Annotated in this window: 13 protein-coding genes, 4 pseudogenes and 1 riboswitch; of the genes and pseudogenes, 6 read left to right on the top strand and 11 right to left on the bottom strand. The window is 70.0% G+C overall.

What is annotated here, in order from left to right; genetic code table 11:
- Positions 1–65: 65 nt before the first annotated feature.
- A complete protein-coding gene (locus ACH4VX_RS18830) occupies positions 66–1,640 on the bottom strand; it encodes a transporter (RefSeq protein ID WP_398368519.1) in 1,575 nt (524 codons plus the stop codon).
- Positions 1,637–1,975: a hypothetical protein gene (locus tag ACH4VX_RS18825; protein ID WP_398368518.1), complete on the bottom strand. Its 339-nt coding sequence runs from the start codon at positions 1,973–1,975 to the stop codon at positions 1,637–1,639. Before ACH4VX_RS18825 ends, ACH4VX_RS18830 begins: the two co-directional genes overlap by 4 nt.
- A gap of 578 nt (positions 1,976–2,553) precedes the next feature.
- Positions 2,554–2,695: riboswitch (cobalamin riboswitch) on the top strand.
- Positions 2,696–2,795: 100 nt separating this feature from the next.
- Here ACH4VX_RS18825 and ACH4VX_RS18820 point away from each other — a divergent pair.
- Genes ACH4VX_RS18820 through ACH4VX_RS18810 form a run of 3 tightly spaced genes read left to right on the top strand, consistent with a single transcriptional unit; the run spans position 2,796 to position 5,736 of the window.
- A complete protein-coding gene (locus ACH4VX_RS18820; protein WP_398368517.1) occupies positions 2,796–3,899 on the top strand; it encodes a FecCD family ABC transporter permease in 1,104 nt (367 codons plus the stop codon).
- Positions 3,899–4,672 carry an ABC transporter ATP-binding protein gene (locus tag ACH4VX_RS18815; RefSeq protein WP_398368516.1) on the top strand — a complete coding sequence of 258 codons (774 nt, stop codon included), beginning with the start codon at positions 3,899–3,901 and terminating at the stop codon, positions 4,670–4,672. Before ACH4VX_RS18820 ends, ACH4VX_RS18815 begins: the two co-directional genes overlap by 1 nt.
- A 41-nt stretch (positions 4,673–4,713) precedes the next feature.
- On the top strand, positions 4,714–5,736 hold the full coding sequence (locus tag ACH4VX_RS18810) for an ABC transporter substrate-binding protein (RefSeq protein WP_398368515.1): 1,023 nt from the start codon (positions 4,714–4,716) through the stop codon (positions 5,734–5,736).
- Positions 5,737–5,976: 240 nt separating this feature from the next.
- Here ACH4VX_RS18810 and ACH4VX_RS18805 read toward each other — a convergent pair whose 3' ends face one another.
- From ACH4VX_RS18805 to ACH4VX_RS18795, 3 genes and pseudogenes are all read right to left on the bottom strand, one after another.
- Complete coding sequence (locus tag ACH4VX_RS18805; protein ID WP_398368514.1) at positions 5,977–6,384, bottom strand: transposase; 408 nt, start codon at positions 6,382–6,384, stop codon at positions 5,977–5,979.
- Between the two features lie 7 nt (positions 6,385–6,391).
- A pseudogene (locus tag ACH4VX_RS18800) lies at positions 6,392–6,621 on the bottom strand (IS1380 family transposase); the annotation flags it as partial.
- Between the two features lie 270 nt (positions 6,622–6,891).
- Positions 6,892–7,395 carry a fascin domain-containing protein gene (locus ACH4VX_RS18795; RefSeq protein ID WP_398368513.1) on the bottom strand — a complete coding sequence of 168 codons (504 nt, stop codon included), beginning with the start codon at positions 7,393–7,395 and terminating at the stop codon, positions 6,892–6,894.
- Between the two features lie 57 nt (positions 7,396–7,452).
- On the opposite strand from ACH4VX_RS18795, the pseudogene ACH4VX_RS18790 reads away from it, so the two are divergent.
- A pseudogene (locus tag ACH4VX_RS18790) lies at positions 7,453–7,683 on the top strand (ATP-binding protein); the annotation flags it as partial.
- A gap of 202 nt (positions 7,684–7,885) precedes the next feature.
- Here ACH4VX_RS18790 and ACH4VX_RS18785 read toward each other — a convergent pair.
- Complete coding sequence (locus ACH4VX_RS18785; protein ID WP_398368512.1) at positions 7,886–8,095, bottom strand: hypothetical protein; 210 nt, start codon at positions 8,093–8,095, stop codon at positions 7,886–7,888.
- A gap of 238 nt (positions 8,096–8,333) precedes the next feature.
- Between ACH4VX_RS18785 and ACH4VX_RS18780 the strand changes: the two genes are divergently transcribed.
- Positions 8,334–8,675, top strand: coding sequence for a hypothetical protein (locus ACH4VX_RS18780; protein ID WP_398368511.1), 342 nt, complete (start codon positions 8,334–8,336; stop codon positions 8,673–8,675).
- Between the two features lie 90 nt (positions 8,676–8,765).
- Here the strand turns inward: ACH4VX_RS18780 and ACH4VX_RS18775 are convergent.
- From ACH4VX_RS18775 to ACH4VX_RS18755, 5 genes and pseudogenes are all read right to left on the bottom strand, one after another.
- Positions 8,766–9,512 (bottom strand): annotated as a pseudogene (locus tag ACH4VX_RS18775) (transposase family protein); the annotation flags it as partial.
- A gap of 784 nt (positions 9,513–10,296) precedes the next feature.
- Positions 10,297–10,680 (bottom strand): annotated as a pseudogene (locus ACH4VX_RS18770) (nucleotidyl transferase AbiEii/AbiGii toxin family protein); the annotation flags it as partial.
- A gap of 5 nt (positions 10,681–10,685) precedes the next feature.
- Positions 10,686–11,078 (bottom strand): hypothetical protein, encoded by a 393-nt coding sequence (locus tag ACH4VX_RS18765; protein ID WP_398368510.1) that lies wholly within the window; start codon positions 11,076–11,078, stop codon positions 10,686–10,688.
- Between the two features lie 338 nt (positions 11,079–11,416).
- Entirely contained in the window at positions 11,417–12,946 is a 1,530-nt protein-coding gene (locus ACH4VX_RS18760; RefSeq protein ID WP_398368509.1) for a UDP-N-acetylglucosamine 1-carboxyvinyltransferase, read from the bottom strand.
- A gap of 64 nt (positions 12,947–13,010) precedes the next feature.
- Positions 13,011–13,217, bottom strand: coding sequence for a DUF4236 domain-containing protein (locus ACH4VX_RS18755; RefSeq protein ID WP_398368508.1), 207 nt, complete (start codon positions 13,215–13,217; stop codon positions 13,011–13,013).
- Positions 13,218–13,482: 265 nt separating this feature from the next.
- Here ACH4VX_RS18755 and ACH4VX_RS18750 point away from each other — a divergent pair, with 265 nt between their 5' ends.
- Entirely contained in the window at positions 13,483–14,373 is an 891-nt protein-coding gene (locus ACH4VX_RS18750; protein WP_398368507.1) for an aminoglycoside phosphotransferase family protein, read from the top strand.
- The last annotated feature ends 80 nt before the right edge of the window (positions 14,374–14,453 follow it).

Raw genomic sequence — 14,453 nt, 5'->3', positions numbered from 1 at the left:
TGGTGCGTGTACCGGATATGACCGTGCCGCCCACCGGAACTCATCGGTGGGCGGCACGCGGACGGTCAGACGGTGTCCATCTCCCTGTGGTGCGACGAGCCCCGTAGCCCTGCACCGCCGGCCGCCCGGCGCGGATCCGTGACGCTGCCCAGCCAGCCCAGCAGGAACCCGGCCGGCACCGTCACCAGGCCCGGGATCGTCACGTCCCAGACCCTGAAGTCGTGCTCCGGGAAGATCGACCCGGGTGTACCGGACATGTACGGCGACAGCGCGAGCGCCGCGACGCTCAGCACGGTGGCCCCCCACAGGCACCACAGCGCACCGCGGGCGGTGAACCCGGGCCAGTACAGGGCGTACAGCAGAACGGGCGCGAGGGCGGCGCCGCAGACGGCGAGCCAGAGCGTCGAGACGACCACCAGGTTCCAATCGGCGGCGACGACCGCCACGACCGCGGAGACCGCCCCCGTCGACGCCGCCGACCACCGCGACGCGGCACCGCCCCCCTTGCCCGGCGGGCGCCTGCCGGACGCACCCAGCACGTCCCGTCCCAGGGCGATGCCGGCGGCGAGGGTCACGTCCACCACGGCGGCGAGCGCGGTGAGGAAGAGGACACAGGCCAGGGCGGCCACGAGGATGCCGCCGCTGTCGAGCGCACGCCCGAGCATCAGCGGCGTGAACACCTGCGCCCCCGGACCGGCCTCGCGCAGCACCTCGCCGACGAGGGCCGCCGCGCCGACGCCGACGACGGCGAGCGCGCCGTACAGCAGGGTGAGTTCGCCGAGCATCCAGCGGCCGACGGTCCGGGCGCCGCGCGGGCTCTTCGTCGAGATGGCACGCATCAGCACGGCGGGCATCGCCAGTGTGGCCATCGACATGCCGAGGGTCTGCCCGATCCGGTTCACGGCACCCACCCACCCCTCACCGGTGTAGCCGCCCGGACGCAGATAGGCCTCGCCCCTCATCGAGCCGCCCGCGGCGGCGTCGAGCAGCCGCCCGGGGTCCCAGCCGAAGCGGTCGAGCACCAGCACGGCGGCGACCAACAGGACCGGCAGGGCGATCGCCGACTTCGCGATCATCACCACGCCCGTGCCGCGGATCCCGCCGCTGACGGCCAGCGCCGTCATCACGCAGCCGATGACGACGATGCAGCCGCCGCGCATCCCGGGCTGACCGAGAAGCGCCGCGGCGACGTTGCCGACCACCACCAACTGCACGACCAGCAGCGGGAAGCAGACGAGCAGGGTCACCACGCCCCACGAGACGCGTACGGCGGGTCCGCCGCTGCCGCGCGCGTCCAGCATGTCCGCGGCCGTCAGCGAGGCGTGCCCGCGCAGCGGCTCGACGATCAGCACGAGGAGCAGCAGGACCCCGATCAGACTGCCCAGCATGACGCCGAGACCGTCGAAGCCGGACGTGGCGACCATGCCCACCAGTACGGTGACCGTCGCGACCGTGGTGGTGTCGCCGCCCATCGCGATGCCCTGCTGCCAGGAGCGCAGCCGGCGGCTGTCGGACCGTACGAGAGCCCGGTCGTCCTCGTCGGCGCCGGTGACGACGCACAGCATCAGGCAGACCACGACGAACACCGAGAACACGGCGAAGACGAGGGACCGGGACGAGGGATCGAGCAGCGTGGTCACGACCACCTCCGGGCGCCCGGCCGCTGTTCGAGCCGGTCGACCCGCCGCCCGTACACCACCAGCGCGTGCACACCGACGGCGAAGGGGACCACGGCCAGGATCACGCCGAGGCTCACCGGCCCGGCGATCCGTGTGCCGTACGCGGCCGGTACGAGGGCGGCGGGCAGCACGTAGAGCAGCCAGACGACGGCGATCCGGAGGCCGAGCCGCAGCCCGACGGCCAGTCGCGCCGCCTCCTGGGCGTCACCTCGCTCGTGCTCCACCGGCGGCCGTGCGCCGGCCGCGGGCTCGTCATGGTGCGGCGGCCCGTGCCAGGGCTGCGGTCCGAAGGACATGGGGGCGGCTCCGCTCACGTCGGTCCGGCACCCGGGAGGGGTGCGAGTACGGGTGTGGGGGTGGGCGCGGAGTCAATCAGACACATGCGCACACCTGCCCGCCCCGGGCGCAGATCTGTTCCTCCGCCCAATCCGGAGCCGTGCGGACGGTGAGCGGGCACTACGTGACCGGAAGCCGGGTGGCCGGGCGGGCTCGACCACGTGATGATGGACCGATCACGTCACGAGCACCTGGACCACGGCCGTCCGGGCGTGCCCCGCCTGCGCGAACGCCCGCCGCCGTGGGCCGTCGACACATGACACACAGGGCACTTCGCCCGAGGCGAGGGACGTGGTCACGCCGCTGGTGACCGGCGTGCTCGCCCTGCGGGGTCGTGGTACCGCGAGCCACGGCCGAGCAGACGGTGACCCGCCTCGAGGAGCTTCTCGACCACCTCTCCCACCGGCCCGAGGGCGGTGCCGTCCAGAGCGTGCCGGGAGAGCGGTCGCGCCGTGCGACTCGGCAAGCAGGGCTGCGACGATCCCGCGACGAGGGCCGGGCCGCGGTGCCGGCGCGTCCCCCGCGCCTTCCCCGTGGAGTGGAGGCGCGGGACTGGCGCTAAGCTGCAAGTGCCTCGTGGGGGAAGTCCGGTCGAAGTCCGGCGCTGACCCGCAACGGTAGGCGGAATCCCGTACAGGGTTCCGTGAGCCCGATCACCCGCGGTGGTGAAGCTCCTGTCGATCGCCGTGGACTGCGAGAGGTGCTGTGCACGGCGCCCGGCGCCCGGGCCCGCTCCTTCGATCACGCAGGCGCACGGCCCGAGGCGAAAGAGATCCGCCGGTGGCCACGCTCCGCGACCCCGTACCCGCCGTACCGCAGCGCACCACGAGCAGCGGGCCCCCACCGCCCCGGCGCGTCCCGTTGCCCCTGCTCGTGACCGGCCTGTGCGTCGCGCTCCCCGTCTCCCTGGCCTGCGGGGCGGGCATCGGGGCATCGGGACTCTCGTGGAGCGAGGCGCTGTACTACCTCTGGGCGGGGCTGACCGGCGGGTCCATAGCCCCGGACGAGGTCTCCTCCTACACCATCGTGTGGGAACTGCGCTTCCCGCGCGCCGTGCTGGCCGCGGTCGTCGGCGCCGGTCTGGCGGCCGTGGGCGTCGCCGTCCAGGCCATGGTCCGCAACGCGCTCGCGGACCCGTTCGTCCTCGGTATCTCCTCCGGCGCGGCCGTCGGAGCCAACGCCGTGCTCATCTTCGGCGCCTTCGGCGCGCTCGGTGTCTGGGCGCTGTCCACGGCGGCGTTCCTCTCCGCGCTCGCGGCCATGACGCTGGTGTACGCGATCGCCCGGACCCCGCGAGGGCTGACGCCGCTCCGGCTCGTGCTGACCGGCACCGCGATGTACTACGGCTTCTCGGCCGTGACCACGTTCATGGTGTTCGCCGCCGAGCACGGCGAAGCGGCCCGGTCCGCGGTGATGTGGCTGCTCGGCAGTCTGGGTGGTGCGAGTTGGTCCTCCGTACCGATCGCCGCGGGCGCGGTGCTCGGCGGCCTCGTCCACCTCGGCTGGTCGGCCCGGCGCCTGAACGCCCTCGCGATGGGCGACGAGACCGCCGCCGCGCTGGGTGTGGACCCCGGGCGGCTGCGCAGGGAACTCTTCCTGACGACCGCCGCCGTCACCGGGGCGGTGGTCGCGGTGAGCGGGGCGATCGGCTTCGTGGGCCTGATGGTGCCGCACGCCGCCCGGATGCTGGTCGGGGCGGACCACCGCCGGCTGCTGGCGGTGGCCCCGCCGGCCGGTGCCGTGCTGCTGATCTGGGTCGACATCCTGTCGCGCGTGGTGCTCGCCCCGGCCGAACTGCCGCTGGGCGTACTGACGGCGGCGATCGGTGTGCCGTGCTTCGTCCTGCTCATGCGCCGCCGTACCTACACCTTCGGAGGCGTGTGATGCAGGTCGACATCGACACGGTGACCGTGGAGATCTCCGGGGTGCGGGTGGTGCGGGACGCCTCGCTGCGGGCGGGCAGCGGACAGGTCGTGGGGCTCGTCGGGCCCAACGGCAGTGGTAAGTCCACCCTGTTGCGGTGCGTCTACCGGGCCCTGCGTCCCACGGCCGGTGCGGTACGTCTCGGCGGCGACGACCTGCTGGCCATGAACACGCGCGACAGCGCGCGTCGGCTCGCCGCTCTTCCGCAGGAAGCGGTCGCGGAGTTCGACTTCACGGTGGCCGAGGTCGTGGCTATGGGCAGACTGCCGCACCAGGGGGCGGTGGCCCGGGAGACCGACGAGGACCGGCGTACGTGTGCCGCCGCGCTGGAAGGAGTCGGTGCCGGCCATCTGGCCGACCGGGGCTTCCTCACACTCTCCGGCGGTGAGAGACAACGGGTCCTGATCGCCCGCGCGCTCGCACAACAACCACAGGTCCTGGTGCTGGACGAGCCCACCAACCACCTGGACATCGCGCAGCAGCTGGAGGTCCTGTCCCTGGTGCGGACCAGTGGGCTGACCGTGCTCACCGCGCTGCACGACCTCAACCTCGCCGCGCTCCACTGCGACGTCCTGCACGTCATCGACGGCGGCCGGATCGTCGCTTCCGGCGCCCCCCACGACGTTCTCACCCCCGCCCTGCTGGCCGACGTCTTCGGCGTCCGGGCGCACCGTGTCCCCCACCCGGAGACGGGCGCGGTCCAACTGCTCTTCGACCGTCTTCCCTCCCGGTAGTCCGTCCACCCCGGTCCGTCCTCGAAGGAGTCACCGTCACCATGCCCCGCCCCGTACGCCCCGCCGCCCTCGCTCTCGTCCTGGCCTGCGCCGTCACCGGCTGCGGTGCGGACGTCTCCCCGGAGGAGGGGAAGGGGGACGGCGCCCGCGCGTCCGGCAGCCACTATCCGGTCACGGTCGAGAACTGCGGCGAGAAGAAGACCTTCGACAGGGCCCCGCGGCGCGTGGTCACCAACGACGTCGGCATCACCGAGATCATGTTCGCCCTCGGCCTGGAGGAGCACATGGCCGGATACGTCATGCCCGACGACAAGGGCGACCTCACGACGGTGCCGTGGAAGGACGGCTACCGGAGGACCACGTGGCTCTCGAAGGACCGGATCAACAAGGAACTGGTCCTGGACGCCCGTGCCGACCTGGTCTTCGCGGGCTGGAACTACGGCTTCAACGAGGGCGAGGGCTTCACGCCCGCCGCGCTGCGACGCGTCGGCATCGACTCGTACCTGCTCAGCGAGTCGTGCCGCAACGGACAGGGCAAGGCCCGCGGCGTGATGGCGCCGCTCGACGCGCTGTACACGGACCTGCGGAACCTGGGCAGGGTGTTCGACGTCGAGGACAGGGCCGAAACCCTCGTCACCGAGTTCCGCGAGCAGGTGGCCGACGCACAGGCGAAGGCTCCGAAGGGCGCCGACCGGCCGCGGGTGTTCCTCTACGACAGCGGGGAGGACAAGCCGTTCACGTCCGGCGTCTTCGCGGGGCCCCACGACATCATCACCAAGGCCGGCGGCGACCACGTCATGAAGGACCTCCAGGACAGCTGGACCACCGTGGGCTGGGAGACGGTCGTCGCCCGCGACCCCGAGGTCATCGTGATCAACGACTACGGGGACGTCACCGCGGAACAGAAGCGGAAGTTCCTCACGTCCTACGAGCCGCTCGCGAACGTCTCCGCCGTCAAGAACGACCGGATCGTCACTCTCGACTACGCCGACCTCGTCGAGAGCCCGCGCAACCCCGCGGCCGTCAGCTCACTCGCGGCGGACCTGAGGAGCCTCGGTTCCTGAGGCCGGCAGTGCCTCGGACACCCGGACCCCGGGTCCACGCTCCGCAGGCACGCGCGCTTTTGGCCACGCGCGGGCGCCCGCGGCCGGAGCGGCCGTTACGGCCGCAAGGTCCCTCCCGGAGAAGTCCCACAGGTACCGCCGCGTCAGATGTCCCGGTATAGAACAGGTCAGGGTGGGTGTGCGCATGGCTGGATGCCCGGTGGTCTCAGTGGGCCGCCGAGTGTCCGGGCTGTGCGATGGTCAGGCTGCGCCCTCAATCGGGTTGAGGGTGACGGTGTAACCGAGCTGGTTGAGGGCGTTGATCGCGCGGCGGGTGGCTCGTTCGGGGTCGTGCTGGGCGAAGTAGTCGCCGCCGAGTTCGCGGTAGGGGATGTTGTCGGTCAGCATGTGCCAGATCGCCGTGGTGATCGAGTGCTCGATGGCGACCAGGGCCTTCATCGGTCCGCGGCGGGCGGTCAGCCGCTTGTAGCGGGCCTGCAGGTAGGTGCCGTTGGTTCTCACCGCGCCGAAGGCGGCCAGTCCGAGGGCGCCCTTGAGGTAGGGGTTGCCGGGGCGGACCTTGGTGTTAGCGCGGCCGGCGGACTCGTGGTGACCGGGGCAGACTCCGGCCCAGGACGCGAGGTGCTTGGCGGAGACGAACCGGGTCATGTCCCCGCCCGTCGGCGAGCATCACCGCCAGGTCGGTGGCGACCCGGCCCGGATCATGCCCGGTCCCGCGCGGCCGAAGCGACCTGAGCGCGGCGGTCAGCCCGGTGACATCAGCGAGATCCGCCAGCAACCGTGCCCCGGCATGCCCGACCACCCCGAACCGTCGGCACTGACATGGACCTTGGGACGCAACCCGATAGCCTGCACGTAGAAAGCGCCCTCCGCCTGGACCGACAGAACCCCTCAGCAAGGTTCATTGTCCCAGGTCAGGAATGCACTTTCGCGTTTCCGCCCCAGAGCCAGCCGTACCCACGTGAAACGGCGAGGTCAGGCCGCGAAAAATCGATTACCGGAGGGCGACTGAGCCGGCCGTGAGCACGGTCCGCCTGGTGGCGGTCATCCGGTGGTCAGGTCGAACGATTCCCAGAGGCCGATCGCGGTGCGGTTGGCTGTCAGAGGGGCGGCTCCGCCGTTCTCCGCGCAGACATACCGACTGTTGGCCTGGGCTCACAGACTGACGGTGCCATCGGTGTTGTTCACGCGCTGGAAGGTCTCCCAGAGGCCGATCGCGGTGCGGTTGGCGATGAGTGGGTCGGCTCCGGCGTTCTCCGCGCAGACGTACTGGCCGTTCGCGTGGGACCGCAGTGCGAGTGCGCCGTTCCCGAGGTCGATCAGATCGAAGCGCTCCCCGGCACCGATCGTCGTGCGGTTGGCGGTCAGTGCGGACGAACCGTTGGTTCCGGCGCTCACGTACTGGTTGTTGGCCCGGGCACGGAGACTGACGACCGGGGCGGGACGAGGAGACAGCTGATACGTGGTTCCCGCGGCGGCGTCGAAGGAGATCAGGGTGGGCTCCACCCGCTGCACGGACACCGCTTGGCCGCCCGCCGACACATCGACCGGGACAGTGGTGCGGACCCGGACGGTGCCGGTGTGCCGGGGGCGCAGGGTGGCCTGGGTGATCACCCCGTTGGCCCGGGTGATGCCGACGGTGTGGCCTCCTCTGGCCACCAGACCGGTGACCTGGCCGCCTGGGAGGTCGGGGGGCAGCGCGGGCAGCAGCTGGAGTTCGACTACAGCGTCAATCCGAACGTTGATCCTGCGGTCATCCACAATTTCGCCACCTGCGAGTGGATCGCCAAGAGTCACCCGCTCTGTCTGGTTGGGGACTCCGGCACGGGCAAGTCGCACCTGTTGATCGCGCTGGGCACCGCAGCCGCCATGGCTGGCTACCGCGTCCGCTACACCACCGCCGCAGCTGTCGTACGTGCTCTGATCGGGTTGAATGACACTCAGCGGCGCTATGCGGCACCAGCCGGCATGATGGCTCACGGTCTCGTAATGCGCACGTCTCGCTACCTGACCACGTGCACCGACGCACTCCACGCCCTGAGGCGTCCCAAGGGCCTGGTCTTCCGGCAGGCGTCGGGTGACGGGCTGTTGGCGGGGGCGGGCCGCAACGCATGAGGCCCCCGTAACTGTTGAGGGAGTGGTCGAAGCCTCACGCCCTGGTCGAGTGGGTCACGATGCTCATCGTCACCGTGAGGGTGAGTGCCGCTGCGAGCTCCCGCCGCACCTCCTTGCCCACATCGCCGCGGCCTTCGGGATGTTTGCGGCCACCAGGGAACCGCCTCTTGCGGAGGAAACGCGTCAAACCTGTGTACCAATCTGGTGCCGATGCCCAGATTGCCGAGGTGATGCGGGTGTCCACACAGGATGATCACCTTGCTCTGCACGTTTACTTGGCTTCTGACTGCACTTCGGGGGACCTCTTGTACCGCTTCACTCGCCGCACTGGCAGTGCTCTGACTGCCGTCGCGCTGATTACCGGCATGGCATCCGCTTGTTCTGACTCGCCTATGGCGTCCAAGGCTTCGCAGTCCGAGAAGGCGGCGAGCTCCGCCGCGGCTCCCACAGCTCAGCCGCCCTCCCAGTCCGGCAGGGAGCAGTTGGACAAGGAAGCTCGCGACTTGCTCAACATGACGGATCGCCTGGAGTCGGATGAGGCGGGCTTGGTCTCGGCCGGTTCCCTCGCGGTGCCCGGAGAGAACCTGGACGAGACCATCAAGTCGGGCACGGCCCTGCGAGTGGAGGTGGCGTGCGCAGGGGAGGGCACGGTCACCTTCACGGTCGTCTCAGGCACCGCCAAGACAGCTAAGCGCGTCGACTGTACGCAGCCGATGACGAACGGGTTCGACTTCACCACGGCCGGGCCGAGTCTCGCGATCCAGGCGGACTCACCCGAGGAAGATAGGGTAGGCACCGCCTACATAATGAGCCGCATCTCCTGATTTGTCCCGGCTGACAGCCCTGGTCGCCCTGGTTTCGGATGCGGAGCACGTCCCGCAGCGCGCCGGCCAGGTCACGCAGGTCATTTGGGGCCGTGAGCGCTCCAGGGTGAGGATGGCCTTGGCGATTAACGTCATGCGGTTCGGGCTGCATCGCGATCTTCGGAAGATTCGCCAGGACTTGAGTCGTGCCATGCCGCGTTCGACGGGTGCTCGGGAGGCGGCGAGGGCCCGGTTAATCGTCTGCTGAGTTGGGGTCAGTTGCCTGCCGGGCGGTCGTTTGCGTCCGGTGGTGACCCAGGGGCCGGCGCCCGTATAGGCACGGTCGGCCAGGATGGGGACGCCCTGGCGTTCGCAGATCCGGATGATGCGGTGGGTGCGGGCCGCGGTCAGGTCGTGACACCGGCCGGGCAAGGCAGGGGAGATCCACAGCACCTGGCCGGTCGGGTCGGTGACGACCTGCACATTCACACCGTGGCGGCGGTGCTTGTGCGAGTAGTCGGCCTGCCTGTCGCCCACCCGGTCGCACTCCGCGAGCGTCCCGTCGAGCAAAACGTATTCCGGGTCGGTCTCGCGCAGGACCTTCAGCAGGCCCGGTGACCGGTCGGCCAGGAGGTCGATGACCGCGGTGGTGTAGGCGTGGGCGGTGCCGACCGATATGCCGAAGCCCGCGGCGATCTGGGTCAGGGTGTCGTGCTTGCGCAGGTACACCAGAGCGACCAGCGCACGCTGGTGCGGCGGAAGCTTGCAGCGGCGGTCACCCTCGCGGGTGACGATGAGCATGGTGACCCACTCGACCAGAGCGTGTGGCAGGTCGAGTGCGGCAGGATAGGGAACCAACGAGGCACCTGCGCTGATGAGTTGAGACTTCGAACATCTCCCTCAACGGCACGGGTGCCTCGTGCGTTGCGGCCTCCCCGCCGTCACCCGATCGGTGGCCATGCTGAAAAGGCTCATTGATCCACACGACCGTGAGCAGTTCCGGGGGCTGTGGGTGGCGGCCGAAGCGTTCGGGACGCGCCGCGTACGCGTGGGCGAGGGGGACCGCTCGCTGCTGAGGGGGACGAGGGTGGTGGTGCCGGTGGCGCACGCTGACTGGGGTGCGCAGGCCGATCGCCGATTGCCTGTGCGTGGTTGTAGCAGGTGCTTTGTTACGCCGTCAGGGCTGGGAGTTCTCGGATAGCTCCCGTGCGTACAGCGCGGTGAGTGAGAGAGAAGGCCCAGCAGGCGTGAAGGAAGCCGTATACGGGACGAGTAGTTCCACGCCAGGGGGAGCGGAAGGCGACGTTGGCGGGGAGGCGCACGTCATGCGCGGCCAGGGCGTCGTTGAGCCAGTCGTGGGCGGCCTCGTGGCCCAGGTGGTGGGCCAGGAGCTTGGGTTGAGCGGTGAAGACGGTGCCGGGGAGGTGGGTGAGGGCCCAGCGGTGGAGGGTCTCGTCGAGGCTGCGGCGGTTAAGCAAGCAGGCGACGGGGCGTGTTGGGTGAGCCAGGGTGCGGAAGTAGCGCTCGGTCGCGGAGGCGAGGGCGGCACGGACGAGGCCGTGGGCCTTGGGTGGGGCTGGGCGGGTGTCGGGGCCGACGAGGTAGTACGCGGTTTCGGAGATCTCTGATCGGAGCAGGTCGGTAGGGCGCGGACCTTGGTCCCGACCACGTCCTCCTCCGCGAGGACGGGCCCGTACGGAGTCTGGGCGACCGGCCGCCAGAAGACCTCCTTGAGGATGTCGACCTCGCAGTCCTGCCCGGTGGCCGGATCGGACACGGTGAAGCGGGCGGACAACGGAGCGATTTCCAGCGCGTGCACCTTCCAGCCGCGGGCTTCCAGGCCGGCACGGAGCGTGCCGGCGATGTCGGCCATGGGCGCCGGGTTCTCGGTGGCGACATCGAGGTCCTGGCTGGGGCGGTTCACGAGATGGTGGGCCCGCACGGCGTACCCACCGGTGAGGACCAGGGGATACGGGGAGCCGAGGGCGATCACATCCGCCAGGAGCCGCGTGTGCAGCTCCGGCATGTCCGTCACGCGGCTGCCCTGGTGCGGGAGGCGAGCTGGGGGAAGGCGTCTTCCCATACGGCGCGCACGCTGCGGCCGACGAGGGTGCGCAGCACCGGCCACAGCTGGAGGAGCAGGCCCTGGTCGAGGTAGCGAGGCAGGTCGTCACGCAGGCCCTCATGCAGAACGGTGCGGTACAGGCCCATGCGCTGCCGCGGCTTGCCCAGGTCGTACGAGGTCATCCCCGACCAGGCCATGTGCAAGGGCAGCTCCACGACTCCCTGGGTCGGGCCGTGCAACTCGTCCAGCGACTCCGGCAGACGCCGTCGGAACTTCTCCCGGTACAACGCGAGATCCTCGGCGACCGCGTCCGAGAGACCGCTCGGCACGGGTGCGGGACGCTGTGGGATGGAGGACATGCCTCCATTATGACCGTAGGGGAGCGGTAAGGAGCATGATGCGCGAGCTTGCGTCCGCAGTGAGCGGGACGGCTCGTGGAGGGTGTCCGAGCGTGACAGCAAGGCAGTGAGTCGAGAGCCCGGCCCGACCTGTCCTCGCCCATGAGTCGCTCAGGCCGACGCCCTGCCCGTGACCCATCACGTGCAGGGCCGGGCGATCCGGCCCTCAGCCCCGAGACCGGCAGTCTTCCGGCTCGGCCTGAAAGTCCCTGAGAAGTCCCACAGACGAAGCCGAATCCCCTCCTGGGTTGCATACGTGCAGGTCAGAAGGGGATTCGCGCTACCTTTTCCTAGAGCTTTCAGATGTCCCGGAAGATCTCGATCTGCGCCCCGATCGAGTTCAGCCGCTCCGCCAGGTCCTCGTACCCGCGGTTGATGACGTACACGTTACGCAGGACCGACGTGCCCTCCGCGGCCATCATCGCGAGCAGGACGACCACCGCCGGGCGCAGCGCCGGCGGGCACATCATCTCCGCGGCGCGCCAGCGGGTCGGGCCCTCGACCAGGACGCGGTGCGGGTCGAGGAGCTGGAGGCGGCCGCCGAGGCGGTTGAGGTCGGTCAGGTAGATGGCGCGGTTGTCGTAGACCCAGTCGTGGATGAGGGTCTTGCCCTGGGCCGTCGCCGCGATCGCCGCGAAGAACGGGACGTTGTCGATGTTCAGGCCCGGGAACGGCATCGGGTGGATCTTGTCGATCGGCGCCTCCAGCTTGGAGGGGCGGACGGTGAGGTCCACCAGGCGCGTACGGCCGTTGTCGGCGAAGTACTCCGGCGTGCGGTCGTGGTCGAGGCCCATCTCCTCCAGGACCGCCAGCTCGATCTCCAGGAACTCGATGGGGACCCGGCGGACCGTCAGTTCCGACTCCGTCACCACGGCCGCGGCCACCAGGCTCATCGCCTCGACCGGGTCCTCGGAGGGGGAGTAGTCGACGTCGACGTCGATGGTGGGCACGCCGTGCACGGTGAGGGTGGTGGTGCCGATGCCGTCGACCTTGACGCCCAGCGCCTCCAGGAAGAAGCACAGGTCCTGGACCATGTAGTTGGAGGACGCGTTGCGGATGACGGTGGTGCCGTCGTGCCGGGCGGCGGCGAGCAGCGCGTTCTCGGTGACCGTGTCCCCGCGCTCGGTGAGAACGATCGGGCGGTCGGGGGCGACGGAGCGGTCGACCACCGCGTGGTACTGGCCCTCGGTCGCGGCGATGTCCAGGCCGAACCGGCGCAGCGCGATCATGTGCGGCTCGATGGTGCGCGTCCCGAGGTCGCAGCCGCCGGCGTACGGCAGCATGAAGCGGTCCAGGCGGTGCAGCAGCGGGCCGAGGAACATGATGATGGAGCGGGTGCGGCGGGCGGCGTCCGCGTCGATGGACGCGAGGTCCAGCTCGGCCGGCGGCACGATCTCCAGGTCGACGCCGTCGTTGATCCAGCGGGTGCGCACGCCGATGGAGTTCAGCACCTCCAGGAGGCGGTAGACCTCCTCGATGCGGGCGACGCGGCGCAGCACGGTGCGCCCCTTGTTGAGCAGCGAGGCGCACAGCAGTGCCACGCACGCGTTCTTGCTGGTCTTCACATCGATGGCGCCGGAGAGCCGGCGGCCGCCCACCACGCGCAGATGCATCGGGCCGGCGTAGCCCAGCGAGACGATCTCGCTGTCCAGGGCCTCGCCGATCCGGGCGATCATCTCAAGGCTGATGTTCTGGTTGCCGCGCTCGATCCGATTGACGGCGCTCTGGCTGGTGTTGAGCGCCTCCGCGAGCTGGGTCTGCGTCCACCCGCGGTGCTGCCGGGCGTCACGGATGAGCTTGCCGATGCGTACGAGGTAGTCGTCTGACATGAGGATGAGGTTATCTCAGATATGAGATTGCACCTCCTGGGGGGTCCATTCGGGTGACGTGACGTCAGTGTTCCCCGGTCCGACGGGTCCGACGGGTCCGGCGCCACCCGAAAGGTCCGGGCAAATCCATCGATGTCGTACGACGCCCCGTACTGCTGCGGGTGTACCGGGGGCCGTTCTTGCTGCCGGTGGTGATGGACCACGACCGTTTGTTGATGTTCAGTCGCACCCCCGGAAGGATCCGAAAGCTCTTGCGAAACGTGAGCGGCATGCCTGTATCCCTTCCCGTCCGGAACTGACTTCGTATCAGTCGATTACCCCGCTCGGGCGCACTGATGGCATCCGGCGGCGGCGCGGTGACGGTGCGACGGCACGGCGGGACGTCCGGGGCGAACCGGAACGGCCGAGACGCCCGGGTGGCCGCAAAACCCGGTTGATCCGGGCCCTGGCGTCTGAATACTGGCTGTCGTCCCGGTTGATCCGGTGTGCTTCCGGCGTTTCGGCACCGGGCTGGTGAAAGGCCTGTGGGATTGACCATGCACGACGACCAAGTGGACGTGACCACCGAGATCGTTGCGACCTTGATCCGAGAACAGTTCCCTCGGTGGGGCGGCAAGGCGATCCGACCCGTGGCGTCGACCGGGACGGTCCACGCCGTCTTCCGCATCGGGAACGACCTCTCCGCGCGTTTCCCACTGCGTCCGGCCGATGCTGCGGAGGTGCTGGCGGTTTTGGAACGGGAAGCCCGGGCGAGCGCGGAACTGGCACGGGTGTCTCGGTTCCCCGCCCCGGAACCCGTCGCCCTGGGAAGGCCCGGAGCGGGTTACCCCATGCCGTGGTCGGTCCAGACATGGGTACCGGGAACGGTCGCCTCTGATGCCGACCCGAGTGGCTCGGACGCTTTCGCCGAGGACCTTGCGGCCTTCATCGCGGCCCTGCGGAACGCCGAGACGCGGGGGCGGCTCTTCGGCGGCGAAGGCCGTGGCGGCGTTCTCGCTCACCACGACGACTGGATGGCGAAGTGCTTCGAGGAGAGCGAGGGGCTGCTCGACGTGCCCCGGCTGCGCCAGGTGTGGAGCCACCTCAGGGAGGTGCCGCGCACGGGTGCCGACGTGATGAGCCATGGTGATCTGATTCCCGGCAACGTACTGGTCGCGGGAGACCGGCTCGGCGGAGTGCTCGACACCGGCGGCTTCGGCCCGGCCGACCCCGCGCTGGATCTGGTCAGCGCCTGGCACCTGTTGCGGCCGGGCCCGCGGGAACTGCTCCGGCGGACACTGGTCTGTGACGATCTGGAGTGGGAGCGCGGCAAGGCGTGGGCGTTCCAGCAGGCGATGGGTGTCGTCTGGTACTACGTCGAGAGCAATCCGACGATGAGCGCGATGGGGCGCCGGACACTCGACCGCATCCTGGAGTCGACGGAGTGATGTCGCCCCGGTCGTCGCCCAGTGCCGGCCCGGGAAGTGACGCTCACCGCGCGGCCGGCGAAACGGCCGTACCGCGGGCA

The sequence above is a fragment of the Streptomyces sp. NPDC020731 genome, assembly GCF_044334705.1.
In the GTDB taxonomy this organism is placed as follows: domain Bacteria; phylum Actinomycetota; class Actinomycetes; order Streptomycetales; family Streptomycetaceae; genus Streptomyces.
This window is presented reverse-complemented; position numbering and strand designations above follow the sequence as displayed.

Coding starts and splice junctions, on each gene's coding strand:
- ACH4VX_RS18825 (WP_398368518.1), bottom strand. CDS start 1,975: ATGTCCTTCGGACCGCAGCCCTGGCACGGGCCGCCGCACCATGACGAG.
- ACH4VX_RS18815 (WP_398368516.1), top strand. CDS start 3,899: ATGCAGGTCGACATCGACACGGTGACCGTGGAGATCTCCGGGGTGCGG.
- ACH4VX_RS18810 (WP_398368515.1), top strand. CDS start 4,714: ATGCCCCGCCCCGTACGCCCCGCCGCCCTCGCTCTCGTCCTGGCCTGC.
- ACH4VX_RS18805 (WP_398368514.1), bottom strand. CDS start 6,384: ATGACCCGGTTCGTCTCCGCCAAGCACCTCGCGTCCTGGGCCGGAGTC.
- ACH4VX_RS18765 (WP_398368510.1), bottom strand. CDS start 11,078: ATGTCCTCCATCCCACAGCGTCCCGCACCCGTGCCGAGCGGTCTCTCG.
- ACH4VX_RS18760 (WP_398368509.1), bottom strand. CDS start 12,946: ATGTCAGACGACTACCTCGTACGCATCGGCAAGCTCATCCGTGACGCC.
- ACH4VX_RS18755 (WP_398368508.1), bottom strand. CDS start 13,217: ATGCCGCTCACGTTTCGCAAGAGCTTTCGGATCCTTCCGGGGGTGCGA.
- ACH4VX_RS18750 (WP_398368507.1), top strand. CDS start 13,483: ATGCACGACGACCAAGTGGACGTGACCACCGAGATCGTTGCGACCTTG.